Annotated in this window: 19 protein-coding genes; 5 read left to right on the top strand and 14 right to left on the bottom strand. The window is 40.8% G+C overall.

Annotated features, from left to right (window positions below):
- Positions 1 to 436 precede the first annotated feature (436 nt).
- The 11 genes from ACPC58_RS10730 to ACPC58_RS10680 form a co-directional block, all read right to left on the bottom strand.
- Positions 437 to 949: a VanZ family protein gene (locus tag ACPC58_RS10730; protein ID WP_217374764.1), complete on the bottom strand. Its 513-nt coding sequence runs from the start codon at positions 947 to 949 to the stop codon at positions 437 to 439.
- Positions 946 to 2058 (bottom strand): 23S rRNA (adenine(2503)-C(2))-methyltransferase RlmN, encoded by a 1113-nt coding sequence (gene rlmN, locus ACPC58_RS10725; RefSeq protein ID WP_024391183.1) that lies wholly within the window; start codon positions 2056 to 2058, stop codon positions 946 to 948. The genes ACPC58_RS10730 and rlmN overlap by 4 nt, the downstream gene beginning before the upstream one ends.
- The gene (locus ACPC58_RS10720) at positions 2055 to 2720 is read right to left on the bottom strand and encodes a YutD family protein (protein ID WP_434065976.1); all 666 of its coding nucleotides are present in this window, start codon (positions 2718 to 2720) and stop codon (positions 2055 to 2057) included. The genes rlmN and ACPC58_RS10720 overlap by 4 nt, the downstream gene beginning before the upstream one ends.
- A 283-nt stretch (positions 2721 to 3003) precedes the next feature.
- Positions 3004 to 4053: a SepM family pheromone-processing serine protease gene (locus tag ACPC58_RS10715; protein ID WP_217374761.1), complete on the bottom strand. Its 1050-nt coding sequence runs from the start codon at positions 4051 to 4053 to the stop codon at positions 3004 to 3006.
- A complete protein-coding gene (gene coaD / locus ACPC58_RS10710; protein ID WP_217374760.1) occupies positions 4040 to 4528 on the bottom strand; it encodes a pantetheine-phosphate adenylyltransferase in 489 nt (162 codons plus the stop codon). Before coaD ends, ACPC58_RS10715 begins: the two co-directional genes overlap by 14 nt.
- Positions 4518 to 5057, bottom strand: a complete 540-nt coding sequence (gene rsmD / locus ACPC58_RS10705; protein WP_277836802.1) for a 16S rRNA (guanine(966)-N(2))-methyltransferase RsmD — start codon at positions 5055 to 5057, stop codon at positions 4518 to 4520. The genes coaD and rsmD overlap by 11 nt, the downstream gene beginning before the upstream one ends.
- An 87-nt stretch (positions 5058 to 5144) precedes the next feature.
- Positions 5145 to 5879, bottom strand: coding sequence for a hypothetical protein (locus ACPC58_RS10700; RefSeq protein ID WP_434065975.1), 735 nt, complete (start codon positions 5877 to 5879; stop codon positions 5145 to 5147).
- A 32-nt stretch (positions 5880 to 5911) separates the two neighbouring features.
- Positions 5912 to 6298 (bottom strand): rhodanese-like domain-containing protein, encoded by a 387-nt coding sequence (locus tag ACPC58_RS10695; protein ID WP_130554731.1) that lies wholly within the window; start codon positions 6296 to 6298, stop codon positions 5912 to 5914.
- Complete coding sequence (locus ACPC58_RS10690; protein WP_024396172.1) at positions 6295 to 6516, bottom strand: YqgQ family protein; 222 nt, start codon at positions 6514 to 6516, stop codon at positions 6295 to 6297. Before ACPC58_RS10690 ends, ACPC58_RS10695 begins: the two co-directional genes overlap by 4 nt.
- Positions 6517 to 6633: 117 nt before the next feature.
- A complete protein-coding gene (locus ACPC58_RS10685; protein WP_313168327.1) occupies positions 6634 to 7233 on the bottom strand; it encodes a response regulator transcription factor in 600 nt (199 codons plus the stop codon).
- Positions 7230 to 8057, bottom strand: coding sequence for a sensor histidine kinase (locus ACPC58_RS10680; protein WP_434065974.1), 828 nt, complete (start codon positions 8055 to 8057; stop codon positions 7230 to 7232). Before ACPC58_RS10680 ends, ACPC58_RS10685 begins: the two co-directional genes overlap by 4 nt.
- Positions 8058 to 8087: 30 nt before the next feature.
- Between ACPC58_RS10680 and ACPC58_RS10675 the strand changes: the two genes are divergently transcribed.
- The gene (locus tag ACPC58_RS10675) at positions 8088 to 8216 is read left to right on the top strand and encodes a hypothetical protein (protein ID WP_434065973.1); all 129 of its coding nucleotides are present in this window, start codon (positions 8088 to 8090) and stop codon (positions 8214 to 8216) included.
- 116 nt (positions 8217 to 8332) lie between these two features.
- Here ACPC58_RS10675 and ACPC58_RS10670 read toward each other — a convergent pair whose 3' ends face one another.
- From ACPC58_RS10670 to ACPC58_RS10660, 3 genes are all read right to left on the bottom strand, one after another.
- Complete coding sequence (locus tag ACPC58_RS10670) at positions 8333 to 9064, bottom strand: ABC transporter permease (RefSeq protein ID WP_434065972.1); 732 nt, start codon at positions 9062 to 9064, stop codon at positions 8333 to 8335.
- On the bottom strand, positions 9061 to 9939 hold the full coding sequence (locus tag ACPC58_RS10665) for an ABC transporter ATP-binding protein (protein ID WP_434065971.1): 879 nt from the start codon (positions 9937 to 9939) through the stop codon (positions 9061 to 9063). The genes ACPC58_RS10670 and ACPC58_RS10665 overlap by 4 nt, the downstream gene beginning before the upstream one ends.
- A 255-nt stretch (positions 9940 to 10194) precedes the next feature.
- Entirely contained in the window at positions 10195 to 10713 is a 519-nt protein-coding gene (locus ACPC58_RS10660) for a Dps family protein (protein WP_434065970.1), read from the bottom strand.
- Between the two features lie 203 nt (positions 10714 to 10916).
- Here ACPC58_RS10660 and ACPC58_RS10655 point away from each other — a divergent pair, with 203 nt between their 5' ends.
- The 4 genes from ACPC58_RS10655 to ACPC58_RS10640 all read left to right on the top strand — a co-directional run bounded on the left by ACPC58_RS10655 (position 10917) and on the right by ACPC58_RS10640 (position 14011).
- The gene (locus ACPC58_RS10655; RefSeq protein ID WP_024391170.1) at positions 10917 to 11129 is read left to right on the top strand and encodes a CsbD family protein; all 213 of its coding nucleotides are present in this window, start codon (positions 10917 to 10919) and stop codon (positions 11127 to 11129) included.
- 129 nt (positions 11130 to 11258) lie between these two features.
- On the top strand, positions 11259 to 11690 hold the full coding sequence (locus tag ACPC58_RS10650) for a low molecular weight protein-tyrosine-phosphatase (protein ID WP_217374754.1): 432 nt from the start codon (positions 11259 to 11261) through the stop codon (positions 11688 to 11690).
- Positions 11691 to 11814: 124 nt separating this feature from the next.
- Positions 11815 to 12222: a hypothetical protein gene (locus ACPC58_RS10645; RefSeq protein ID WP_130554736.1), complete on the top strand. Its 408-nt coding sequence runs from the start codon at positions 11815 to 11817 to the stop codon at positions 12220 to 12222.
- Positions 12212 to 14011, top strand: coding sequence for an acyltransferase family protein (locus tag ACPC58_RS10640; protein WP_434065969.1), 1800 nt, complete (start codon positions 12212 to 12214; stop codon positions 14009 to 14011). The genes ACPC58_RS10645 and ACPC58_RS10640 overlap by 11 nt, the downstream gene beginning before the upstream one ends.
- Positions 14012 to 14158: the final 147 nt, after the last annotated feature.

The following is a 14158-nucleotide window of genomic DNA, read 5'->3' as shown; positions in this document are numbered from 1 at the left end:
TGTAAATAGAAAAAGGATCCAGAGTCGACAGGACTTTGGAGCCTTTTTCAATATACCTTGTTATTGGGCGCTTACGACGCTGTTAACTTGATTTGATGACAGAAAAGCTCATGTAGAGGTTTTCAGCCTGTTCCCTTGAAATATAAAAGGAACAGAGTTCTATCTACATCTGCGTCGCCTAGTCTGATTGTGATTATCATTGAGTATTAATAGTAAAGTCTTCTTGCAATTTCCACCAACTGCTAGAATCGTACTGCTTTAACCGAGCTATTTAAAATATAGTCGAATGAATTAGCTTCCAGACAAGAAACTGAGGTGCAGGTTGCTAGAACAGCCTAAAAGCTGTTCTAGGTTGGAAATAAGACTCACGAAACAAGTCACTTTCGTAGAGTAAGGAAAGCCGAAAGTGATGATGTATCAAAGCTAATACATTCGACTATAATTTCCAGCCTTTAACAATCAGACGATAAAGCCCATAGGCTAATACTCCTCCTAAGGTATTGGTCCAGAGATCATCCACTTCAAAAACACGTTGAGCATCAATCAGCAAGTCAAGTAACAACTGTGTACATTCAATAAACAGACTGAAACAGAATGTATAAGAAAGAACTGCTTTAAGGCTCCGCCATTCCTCCCGAAGAAAAAGAAGCAGAAAAACGAGAGGAAAGAGAAGAAAAATATTGGTCACATTTTGTAGGATAATCCAACCAAAGTCTCCTAGACTATCTACCTTGTCTCCATTGACAATACTATTAAACGGAGTTGGCAAAAGATACAGTCGGCCAATTTGAATAATTCCTGGGGTCGAGAAATCCTTATACTGTGGATACCAAGTCTGGGGCAGAAAACAGAGTAAAACAATAGCCAGAGCGTAAACCCAAGCTAAAGTTGTACAAGTCCGTCTTCCAAGCTTGGTCAAGTTGCCGTCTGCTTGGAATAATTTTCTCATGCACGAATACCTGCCTTAGCTTTTGCGGCTGCAATACGAGCACGCGCTTTTTCACGGTCTTTTTTGAGCGTATTGGAACGCAACTGACCACAGGCTGCATCAATATCTGTACCATGTTCCTGACGAACGACACAGTTGACCCCATTTTTCTTCAAAACATCAAAGAATGCCAAGGTCCGTTCCTTGGTTGAACGACTATATTGGTCATGCTCACTAACAGGGTTATACGGAATCAAGTTGATATAAGACAATTTACGAATATTCTTGGTCAAATCAGCCAATTCTTGAGCTTGTTCCACACCATCATTGACCTCGTTCAGCATTATATATTCAAATGTAACACGACGATTGGTTGTCTGAATATAATCTTCAATTGCCTCAAACAATACCTCAATGGGGAATTTACGGTTAATCCGCATAATGCTCGAACGAAGGTCATTATTTGGTGCATGTAGAGATACTGCCAAGTTCACTTGAACTCCCTCACGTGCGAAATCACGAATTTTTGGTGCTAAGCCAGAAGTAGATACCGTAATGTGACGGGCACCAATTGCCAAGCCCTTGTCATCATTCACAACACGTAAGAAGGTCATAACATTATCGTAGTTGTCAAGTGGCTCACCAATCCCCATCACGACAATATGGCTAACACGTTCATTTTGATTGCGCTCATCTAAGTATTTTTGTACCAACATAATCTGTGCTACAATCTCACCACTCGTCAAATCTCTTTGCTTAGGAATCAATCCAGATGCGCAGAAGGTACAGCCGATATTACAACCAACTTGAGTCGTTACACAGACTGAAAGTCCATAATGTTGATTCATCAACACCGTCTCAATCAGCATTCCATCAGGTAATTCAAATAAGTATTTGATAGTACCATCTTTGGACTCTTGTACAATTCGTTGTTTGAGTGGATTGACGACAAATTCTTCTTCAAGCTTTTCGATTAAAGATTTTGGTAAGTTGGTCATTTCTGCGAACGATTGGACACGGGACCGGTAGAGCCATTCCCAAATTTGAGTGGCCCTGAATTTCTTTTCTCCATTTTCAATAATCCAATCAACTAGATTGGCTTGTGTAAAGGCATAAATTGATGGTTTCATGTTTCTCCCAATTTTTGGCGGATGACAAATCCACGTTTGGCTTCATTCATTTCACGATGGTGCTGTTTCTTATCGTGTTTTTGCGCTCGCTCTTGTTTCTGTTGCTTGCCTGTGGACTGTTTATTGTTATTTACGGTAAAATGACGGCCCTGTTCTTTTGAAGTATCTGAAGTTGACTTAGATCGTTTTGGTTCATTACGGATGACTTTCTTGTCCTTCGATACCAATTCTTCTGTACGTTGTTTTTGTCGGTTTCGATTTCGACTACGGTGACGTTTGCGACTTGTTTTTTCTTCAGGTTCTTCTTCTAACTCTTGTGGATTTGGATTTTCAAGAACAAAGTAGGCACATCCAAAATTACAATATTCTGTTAAATAATCATCTAACCGCCCAATTTTTAAATCAGACTTGACTGGTTTCTCGTCACGATAAAACCCTTTTAACCGAAGTTGTTCATTTCCCCAATCTCCAATAATATAATCAAATTTCAACATGATGGGCGAAAAGCGTTGCCCAAAAGCCGTTTGATCAAAAGCATCTTTGAAATCATCAACAACATTGAGTTCAATATTCTCTGAAACAACCTTATTCCCAATACGTGCAAAACTCGGACCTGGAAATTTATTGTAATTATACATTTCAGGTGAAATCTCTTTCTTCATTGTTCCTCCTATCTAATGAAATATTCGTATATCTAACCTTATTATTATAACATGAAACCAGCTGAAATAGCACTCTTCAACCATTTCAGAGAAATTTCAGACGATTTTAATTTTAGTATGGTTGAATGAATTTGCTTTCCTGGGTGCCGTTAGCCAGAACAGCCTCTAGTATGTTCTAGGGTGGAAATATGACATGCAGTGCAAGTCACTTTAGTAGAGTACGGCAAGCCGAAAGGACGATGTATCAAAGCTAATTCAAATGACTGATGCAAAAAAGAGCGACTTACTCGCTCTTAGTACTCTTCAAATAATCAATGGCTTCTTGAACAGTCGTCACTGGTACGATTTCAATATCAGCATTGGCCTTTTCTGCTGCTTCTTTTGCCTCTTCATAGTTTGTCTTAGCTGTTGGATTCTTCTTCAAAATTTCTGGGTCCACTGGATTATTTGGAACAAAGAAAACACTTGCACCAGCATTAATCGCAGATAATACTTTTTTATCTGCTCCTCCGATGTCTCCAACGGAACCATCTTGTTCAATCGTTCCTGTTCCTGCAATAACACGACCATCACGCAAGTCTGGCTCAGCCAGCTGTGTATAAATAGCTAATGTAAACATCAGACCAGCACTTGGACCACCAATTCCTCCTGTTTGGAAATCAATCGGGACAGAACTTTTTACCTCAGTATGGTCTACTAGCGTGATACCAATTCCGTTTTTACCATTTGATAATTTGATAATTTTTCCGTGGGCAGTCTTTTCTTCTCCATCACTAACATAGCCAACTGTTACATCACTATCAAGTTCTAAGCCTGAAACATATTTAATTAGTTCCTGAGAAGATTCAAACGTTTGACCATTTATACTAACAACCGTATCACCGATATTCAATACATTTTTAAACGTAGAGTCTTCTGCCAAATCCAACACATATACCCCAAAGAAATCCATCTCCACATCCTTGCCAGCCAAGGTCAGTCCTTGATATTTAGCCATGTTTTGAGAGGTTTCCATATAAAATTGAGCTATCCGATAGTATTCTTCACTGTCTGCACCACCCGTCATTTCTTCTGCAGAAACAATATCTGCGTAGGGGTTAAACTGAGCAATCAGCAACTGTAAGGCTGTTGCCTGCAAGACCGATACATAGGTAAAATTATAAGAACCTGGCTCCTTATCTTCTTCATTGTTGACTGTCAATACTTCCCGAATATCCGAAGCCCCTCCAGGACTCTCAATATAATATGGTAGACGTACAAAAACGGAAAACCATATCAATAACGTCCCCATAATAATTGAAACAATCAATAGCCATTTCTTATTTTTCTTCATACTTTTTTATCTCCTCATTTACATCTGCAGGTACATATAAACCAATATCTTGTTTAAAATAGATTAACTCTCGAACCTGGCTGGATGATACGAACTTGAGCTCTGGCTTTGCAATCAAATAGATCGTTTCCAAATCTGGTGCTAGCTGACGGTTGTAAAAATCAAAACTAGATTCATATTCTAAGTCCGTTGCATTACGCAAACCCCTTACCAGATGGGTCACACCATATCTTTTGGCAACATCGACCACTAATTCATTTTCAACAAGAATGACCTCGATGTTTTCTAAGCCGGCAAAAAGTCTTTCCAAAATAACCAATCGTTCCTCACCCGTCATCAAGCCAGACTTTTTCGGATTGGTAAACACTCCGACATATAATTTTTCAAACAAGCCACTTGCTCGCTCAATGAGGTCCATATGTCCATTTGTAATCGGGTCAAAAGACCCTGTAAACATTCCAATTCTATCTGACATATACAGTTACCTTACTAATTCCATATACTTTTTCTTTCCAAATTCCGAGCTCTGCAATCTCTTCAGGAAGCTGGATGTTTTTATCCGTCTCACAGACAACCATCACTTCCTCTGCCAATAAGTGACGACGACAAAGCTCAGAGATGACTGCCTCAATTTCCTGCTCTGCATATGGCGGATCCAGAAAAACAAGGTCAAAAGTTCCACTCAATGTCACCAAGGCTTGCCTAGCATCCATTTGCAAGAGTTGAAATTTATCTGAATCCTTAGTCATCTGAATGTTTTCTTTGATAACAGCTTGTGCTTTCCGGTCACGTTCTACTAAGACTGCCTGATTCATCCCTCTTGATATCGCTTCAATAGACAAGCCACCGCTACCAGCGTATAAATCTAAGACTCGCCCACCCTCAAAATATGGACCAATCATATTAAACATGGCACCGCGAACTTTATCAGAAGTAGGACGTGTTACCTTCCCATCTAATGTTTTGAGCGGTCTTCCACCATAGATACCTGATACAATTCTCATAAACACCATTATAGCACAAATCAAATGAAAATCACTTAACTTTGGGAAAATAAAAAAGAGGAGAAATATCTCTCCCCATATTCATTTCTACCTCTGGGATTGGTCTTCTATTATCATTGAAGAATCTGCTGGAACCTCGGTTTCAGTAGAACTAGATGGCTCTACTGGTGTTGGTGTGCTCGGAACAACTACTTCCAAACTGCTTGGAGGAACGACTTCTGTTGGCGGAGAAAAACTCGAAGATTCCACTGTAGAAGAACTGCTTGGAGGAGTATAAACAGACGAATTCCCTGGATCAACATAATTATAGGAAGGTTGGTAGTTATAGGTATCTCCCTGATAGCTTTCTGTACCTCCTGTAGTAGTTTCATCCAAGGTTGTAACTGTGGAGCTATCAGAAGTTTCCGAATTCTTCTGCTCTTCCGCTAATTTCTTCGCTGCTTCTGCTCGAACTAATTCAGCCTTCAATTTTGCCTTCTTAATCTCCTCAGCTTTTTTCTTCATGGCCTTATCAACAACATCTACGCGCTTTTGAAGTTCCTCTTTTACAGTCCCACCTGACAATTGATTAATCGCATCTTTTGCATGTTGGAGATTATCTTCTGTATTGGAAGACTCAAGCATAGCTACTGCTTCTTCAGCTACTTTTACATTTTCTTGGATAGTCGTTGGAACTATTGTTTGTGTTTGATTGGTGGAATTTAAGTGAACACCTACAAACCATACAATCCCAATACTAACGAGTAAAATTACCGAAATAAAAGTAAGTACACGCTCAGCAAGACTGGCATTTCTTAACAGTTCTTGGATTCTTTTCATCATTGTCCATCACATCTTTATAAAACGACGAAGGTTTATCTTCCAGCTTTCACTTTCCCATTCCATCCATTCAAACCATAGCTTAAAATATAGATCTCATTAAAGCCCTGTTTCTTCAAATGAAGGGCTGCTGGTGTTACCAACTGACCACGGTCATTTTCATAAATCAAAACAGGTTTATCTTTACGGAGAGCAGCTGTGCTCATTTTCAACTGTTGATATGGAATATTACGGGCTCCGAGAATGTGTTTTCTATTAAACTCACTTGGATCGCGTAAATCAATCAACTGACCACCATGGATTTTATCTGCAAATTCTTCATTATCAATTACAGATGCCGCACGGCGTAGTCGCCAATAATTAAAGCCCATCCAGGCTCCCAAAACAATTAAAAATACTAAAAATACCCACAATGACTTCATTTTCTACTCTCCTTCAATTTCTGATACTCTAACTCCAAACGATGTTCACGCCTCAAAACAAGTTCAGCTTCCAAATAGTCCAATCGATCAAGTAAACCTGCCTGATAGACTCGATTGAGCTCAATCTGCATCATTTCAATGTCGTACAGACGGTTTCCCATATAAACAACGATACCAAAACGTTTGAGCAATTGTTGTACATCATAAAGTCTTTTCATAGAAAAATTGTAGCAGAATTTTAGGAGATTTTCAATAGAAAATTGAAGGCAGTTGCCTTTATCAACACGAAAAAACTACCATTCCACAATCCTTCCGCATATACTAAAGCCCCCAGCCTATAGATAACCCTTTTCCTGCGCAATTCTGACAGCAGCCGTACGATTTTCAGCACCTAATTTGGACAGGATTGAGGTCATATAGTTGCGGACCGTCCCGTCAGACAGGTGGAGCTGGCTGGCGATGTCCTTGTTGGACAGCCCCTCTGCCACCAGCTTGAGTAGTTGACTTTCTAGGTTGGTCAAGGGACTGCGTTGGGTCAGGAGAATGTCCATCAACTCTGGTGAATATTCCTTCCGCCCCGCCAAGACTGTTTCAATGGTCCGCATGAGGTCTGCGATGGAGCGTTCCTTGAGCACATAGGCATCCACATCTGCCTTGACCGCCCGCTCGAAATAGCCCGGTCGCTTGAAGGTGGTCATGATGACAACCTTGACAGACAAGGCTTGCCCCCGCACCCATTCCAAGACATCTAGGCCCGTCTTTTCAGGCATTTCTATATCTAATAGCACCACATCTACTGGCTCTTTTTCCAAAAGAGCAATGGCCTGACTGCCATTTTCTGCCTGTAAAACAGCCTCAACCGCATCTTGAAAACCCAAGAGCTGACAGAGGGCGTCCCGCAGCATTGCTTGGTCTTCTGCGACTAAGATTCTCATTCTACCACCTCCTCAAGCGGAATTCGGATGGACAGGCGGGTGGGCTTGGCCAGAGAAAGAAATTCCAAACTTCCTTTCACCGTTACCAACCTGTCCTTTATGGTATGCAATTCCTGACCAGTCAACTGGGCAAAGCCCACACCGTTGTCTTCGTAGTGTAAAACCAACTCTTGCTGGTCATTTTCAAAAACCAAACGACATTTGCTAGCCTGGCTGTGTTTGAGCAGGTTGTTGGCCAACTCTCTCAGCACCATAGCCAGCTTATTCTGGACGGGCAAGCTGAGCTGCTCAGCTATTTCCCCGCCCAAGACAACTAAGTGCACTCCTGCCAAGTCCAACATCTGCAGTAAAATCTGGAGTTCCTCTGCCACGGTGTGCTGCTTGAGGGACTGGACAATCTGGCGGACCTCCTGCATGGAGTCCTTAGCCAAGGTCTGAAGGTCTGCCAGCTCCTTCTTGGCCTGGTCAATCTGTTCGTGAACCAAGAGAGTCTGGACCAGCTCGGCCTTGACAGACAGCATGGCAAAGACATGACCCAATGTGTCGTGCAAGTCCTGACCGATACGGTTCCGTTCATTCTCAGCCAGCAGGAGATTGATGGACGCATTCTGCTCCTGTAGGCGTTGCTGAAGGGCTTCCCGCTTGGTCTCAATCCAACTGAAAATCAGCAAGGCCAAGCCGAAAAAGTGAATGACGAGGGCAAAGGCTCGCATTTCAAAGGGAACAGGTCCAAAGAGAGCCCATAGGATAATAGCTAGCAACAAAAGCCCGTAGGACACCGTCCGATAGGTCGGTCGATTCTCTTTATAATACCAGCCCAGCATATTGGACAGGTTGAAGATAAAGAGGGAAAATTGCAGATTACCCCAAAAACTCATGACGGCGATATAGCCAATCAGGTAAAACCAACCCAGCAGGGAATAGAGCTTATGGTCGGTGTAAAAGAGGGAGCAATAGACCAAGGCAAAGAGAATGGTCGCTAGGACAACTGCCGTCGGATTGGGACTATACTGGGCATAGTAAAAGGGAAAATAGAGAAAGACCATGCTCACGAAGAACATGAGCGGCACCTTTCTTTTTTCAAATATCATCTGTCACCTCACTGCTGCTCGGATTTTCTATTCATAACCAGAGTAATTCCTAAGAAAATTATGGCATATCCTAGGACAATTAGCAAGGATTTCCAGAGAAAATCTCCCTCTTGGGCATAGGTGGTCACCAGCTGGTTGACATGGTAGCTGGGCATGAGTTTACATATCCGTTGCACCCAGTCAGGAAAGAGAGAGACAGGCATCCAAGATCCGCCCATGATAGCAAGGACAAAATAGAGTAGATTGGCTACCACCGACATGGTTTGTTCCGACTGAATTTGCACCAAAAGCAAGCCAATAGCTAGAAATACGATAGAGGTTACTAAAAGTAAGAGAGCCGAGATCACCCATTCCTGAGCGGTCATTTCAACTCCCTTGATCAAGCCACCCACCGCAAAGACAATGGCAATGGAAGACGCAAAACAGAGCAAGACCCGCACAATTTTAGAGAAGTAGTATTGCCAGATTGGCAGAGGAGAATGCTGAATAAAGGTCAGCCAACTATTGTTTCTATCCTCCGCCAGCATCATGGGAAAGGTAAAGAGGGCAAAGCCCGACATGGAAAATCCCGTCATGGTCAGCATATAGGACTGGATGAAGGCCTTTTGCATGGCCGCATCGTCAAACTGGACCGTTGATGAAAAAATCAAGAAAAAGATAACGGGCATACCGATAGACAGGAGAAAAACTCCCAAACTTCTGGATAATTTAATGATTTCTACTTGAATCAATGCTTTCATAACTCTTCCTCCCTTGTCTTGTCAAATAGGCTGTTGAGTAGGGTCTTGTTCTGCACTTCTAAGTCTGAAATCCGACAGCCTGCTTCCTGCAAATTTGCCCAAACCTGCTCAATAGCTCGGGTCTTGAAGCTGACTGTGTCCTGCTTATAGCTTATATTATCAATCGCGTCCAAGTCCTCCACCACCACCGCAAAGGCAATCGGCAAAGTTACTTCTTTTTCCTGCTCCTCACTCCGCATGGCAAATGGCGTCGTATCCCGCAAGAGTCGGCCTTGATGTAAGACTAAAATCCGCTCCGCCGTATGCTCCACTTCCTCGATGTAGTGGCTGGTATAAAAAATGGTCACTCCCTTTTCCTTCAAGTCATGGACAATCTCCCAAAAACGCTGACGGGTCGACGTATCCATGCCCGCCGTTGGCTCATCCAAAAAGAGCAACTTGGGCTTGCCAATCAGGCAGATGACAAAGGCCAAGAGCCGCTTCTGACCACCCGATAGCTTGCCGGCCAGTTGATTTTTTTGCTCTGGGGAAAAGCAGAGCAGGCTGTCGATTTCTACATCTGTCAGACTATCTTTGTAAATAGCTTGGAAAAAGTGAAGTAATTCCTTGACCTTCAGGTCTGTCGGGATAGTATTTTCTTGTGGTAAGACTGCCACCTTTTCCTTATTAGACTGAGCCCGTGGAGCCAGACCATCCAACAAAACCTGCCCTTTCGTCGCCTTCCTATCTCCCAACAAACAAGACATGAGGGTCGTCTTTCCAGCACCGTTTGGACCAATCAAGGCCACACATTCCCCAGACTTAATTTCAAAGGAAATATTGGACAAGATTGTCCGACCTTTGATAGCCTTGTCTAGTGCTCGTACTTCTATCATCTTTCTACCTCCTATTTCCTAAATATCCTACATAGACAGTATATCTCGAAAAAGGAGGAACTACCAGAAGACTTTGTCATGGACTCATATGACAAATGTCATATTATATTCAATGAAAATCAAAAGTAGCCTAGGAAACAAAGTCGAAGATAGAGCTGGAATTCATCAAGGCAAGTTGACAACGGATAATTTTGATTTTCGAAGAGTATTAAATAATACAGCAAAAAAGAGCCCTACTGTGGACCCTTCATCTATTTACAACTTAGGTGCTTGACCAAGTTCTGCCTGTAGCATCCAAATATGTTTTTCAATACTAGCCTTAGCCACATTGAAAATGTCGTTGGTTACGCTGTCACCTTCTTCATCACTAACATCAAATCCCTTTTGGAAAAGAGCAGCCAGATAGCGGAACACCTCTATCACACGCGCCAATTGTTCTTCAATCGTTAGATTGTAATCACCAGGAACTTCCTTGAGCTGACTATTTTCACTAAACTCTTTAAGAGTAGAAAATGGTGCCCCACCCAAGGTGATGAGTCGCTCACTCATCTCATCCAAATAACCATCGATTTCTTCCATATATTCATCCATCTTTGGATGCCAAGTCATAAAGCCACGACCACGCATATACCAATGAACTTGATGGAGGATTGAATGGGCTACTGATAAATCGGCCACCGCTTGATTCAAAACAGCCCTAGAATCAGCCAGTGATGGACGCGGGCTGAAAGACGCAATTTCTGCTGGAGATTGATAATATTTTTGTTTCATCATATATCATCCTTTCTTTTATTTATAATAATTATAAATAAAAAAAGGAAAAATTGCAAGAATTACCCCTCAGTAAATGCTGGCTTATCAACAGACAAATTTCTTGCTATATTAACTTATATAGGTTAGACTAGTAAGTAAGAATAGTATGTGATTTTCTTTTTTAGAAAATCATCGCCCCATTAAACATTCATGGAGGAAATCTTATGTCAGAAGACAAAATCAGTGCAAAATTGGAACAATTATCAGGCTCAGTAAAAGAAGGTTTTGGTAAATTAACAGGTGACAAGGAAATCGAAGTCGAAGGAATTGTCGAAAAGGGAATCGGAAAAGCTAAAGAACTGGTTGAAGATGCAAAAGACAGTATCGAAGGTGCAGTGCAGGGCATTAAAAATGCATTTGACAAGGAAGACAAATAACATATAATTCATATAGGTTGACTTCCTATAGTTAATTACTCAAGGTGAAAATAAGGGGTTGTGGGGAATTCAGACAATTAGTATGAATTCTATCCAACTCCTTTTTCTTCTGTAGCGAAAGGAAATAGTATGCAAAAAATTGTTTTTGTCTGCCTTGGAAATATTTGTCGCAGTCCAATGGCAGAGTTCGTTATGAAAGATTTAACAAATCAAGTATATATTGAAAGTCGAGCAACATCTAGCTGGGAACACGGAAATCCCATTCATCCGGGAACGCAAAATATTTTCAGAAAACACAATATCAGCTATGATAGCACAAAAACATCGCAACAAATCAGTCAGAAAGACTTTGAGACATTTGACCTTATCATTGGAATGGATAGTCAGAATGTCCAAGATTTGAAAAGAATGGCTCCCTCTTCTGCCCAAAATAAAATTTTTCAGTTCACAGAGGAATCAGTCCCCGACCCATGGTATACTGGCGATTTTGACGAAACCTACGAGATAGTAAAAAGTGGCTGTTCCAGATGGCTAGATATATTGCAAAACAAAAACCTATAATAATTTCCGCTGTGTAATATTTTTGTAATATTTGTAAAAAAATGGTAAACTATGTTTGATTCTATCGGCATCTTATTCCGGTATGATTAAAGTTCGGAATCAAATATATTGAAAGAGAATTTCTATGAAAGAGTTACAATTATCATCAATGAAACCACATATAACACGCAAGAATCTTGAAATCGCGACTGTTGTACTGCTCGCCTTGTGTGCAGTGTTTACCTTTATTGGACGAATGAATAGCAAGGAAGTCCTAACCCTAGATAATGGAAAAATCAAGTATGAAGGGTATGTTGTCGCCTCTAAAATGAATGGTCAAGGAAAACTTACCTTTGAAAATGGAGATACATATGAAGGGGAATTCTCCAATGGAATTTTCAATGGAAAAGGAACCTATAAGTCAGCTCAAGGCTGGACCTACACTGGTCAATTCAAAAATGGCTATGCGGATGGAAAAGGAAAACTAACCACCGAAGGACAAGCAACATACGAAGGAACATTTAAACAGGGGATTTATCAACATGCGAATTAAATGGTTATCGGTTATTAGGGTCATTGGACTTTTATTTGTCTTACTTTATCACTATTTTATTAAACAATTTCCAGGTGGCTTTGTTGGGGTAGACCTATTCTTTACCCTGTCTGGTTATCTGACAACTGCAATGCTTATTGATGAATTTGCAGCACACAAAAAAATTGACATCATTGCCTTTTTCCGTCGTAGAATCTATCGTATTTTACCGCCTTTAGTACTGACTATCTTGCTCGTCGTACCACTTGCTCTGACCATTCGGAATGACTTCATCGCTAATATCGGTAGTCAAATCATTGCTGCTTTAGGTTTTGTAACAAACTTTTTTGAAATCCTCTCTGGTGGAAGCTATGAAAATCAGTTTTCTCCTCATTTGTTCGTACACACTTGGACGCTCGCTATTGAGATGCAATTCTATATCATCTGGGCAGGATTCATTTGGTTCATGGCAAGGACTGCTCGAACAATTGGACAATTGAGAGGAACCATTTTCCTAAGTTCAAGCATTCTATTTCTCTTCAGTTTCTTGGGAATGTTCATTTCGGCTTTCTTTATCAGCAACTATTCAGCAATCTACTACTCAACCTTTACACATATATTTCCATTCTTTATCGGAAGCATATTAGCTACAATAGTTGGTGTAAAACAAACAACGCACTCCTTCCACAAACTAGTTGAGCAATTCTCTATCCGAAATCTATTACTCATTTTTGCAGGTGGTTTCGGCATTGAATTACTCCTTCTATTTTTCCTTCAATTCAGCTCTATTTGGACTTACCTTTTTGGTTTCCTCTTGTCCGGTTTGGCAACAGCTGCAATGATCTTCTCGGCTCGAATCCTTCATGAGAAAACACCTCATATTACTGAGCCAAAGACCATCTTGTTCATTGCCAACATTTCTTATGGAATGTATCTCTTCCATTGGCCATTTCTCATCATCTTTTCTCAATTACTCCCAAGTATTGTGGCTGTTATGCTATCTCTCATTTTTTCTACTATCCTATCAACCATTTCCTTCTATGTTTTGGAACCATATATTGTAGGTAAAGTAGGAAAATTATTTGGTCTAGCGGTCGACTTAAAGCCTTATAAGAAACATATTACCATCGGTTTTTTACTACTAACTGTTCTGAATATCGCGATCTGCTTATTTGCGCCTAAACTAGGAAATTTTGATAAAGAAAATATGATCAGCTCACTTTACCAAGCTCAAACGCAATTGGCCACCACTCGAGCTGGTGTAGAAAATGCTCAAGCAACCAGTTATGAGATTCAAGAGGGGGTAACCATTTTCGGTGACTCTGTTACTGTCCGTGCTAGCTCAGCTGTTCAAACAGCTTTACCTGACGCACAAATCGATGGAACTGTTAGCCGGCATCTAACTGAGATTTCCGGTCTAATCAGCTTATACAAGAAAAATAATATCCTTAAACAAACTGTTGTAGTTGCCTTAGGGACCAATACAAGTGATAATTATCAAGAATTATTAGATCAGCTTGTCAAAGAATTTCCTAAAGGGCACAGACTGATCTTTGTCACACCCTATGATGGTAATTATACTCCAAGCAATTCACTTGCTTATCAGACAGGCCAATACGAAAAAGAATTGGCAAACCAATATGATTATATTTCGATTGCTGACTGGTATCAAGCTGCGAAAGACAACCCAAACATCTGGATCAATACAGACCTTGTGCATTTCAATCTCGAAACAGACGGAGCAACAATCTTTGCAACAACCATTAAGGATGCTGTAGAAGCCAGTGCAAATGGACCAATTAAAAATTAAATAAGTATCCAGGAAAATAGAATTAGTATTAGATGGATTTAATAAATCTTATACTCTCAAAAAATAACAAAATGAGGCTGGGCAAAAACTAGCCAGTAAATAAAAAACACAGATAGATTCAAGCTGATTTTGATGAAATTCAGCCGA

It is taken from the genome of Streptococcus sp. VTCC 12905, assembly GCF_049893385.1.
GTDB classification, from domain to species: Bacteria; Bacillota; Bacilli; order Lactobacillales; family Streptococcaceae; genus Streptococcus; species Streptococcus suis_AA.
Note: the sequence above shows the minus strand (reverse complement) of the source record. Positions and strands in the feature narration are given on the sequence as shown.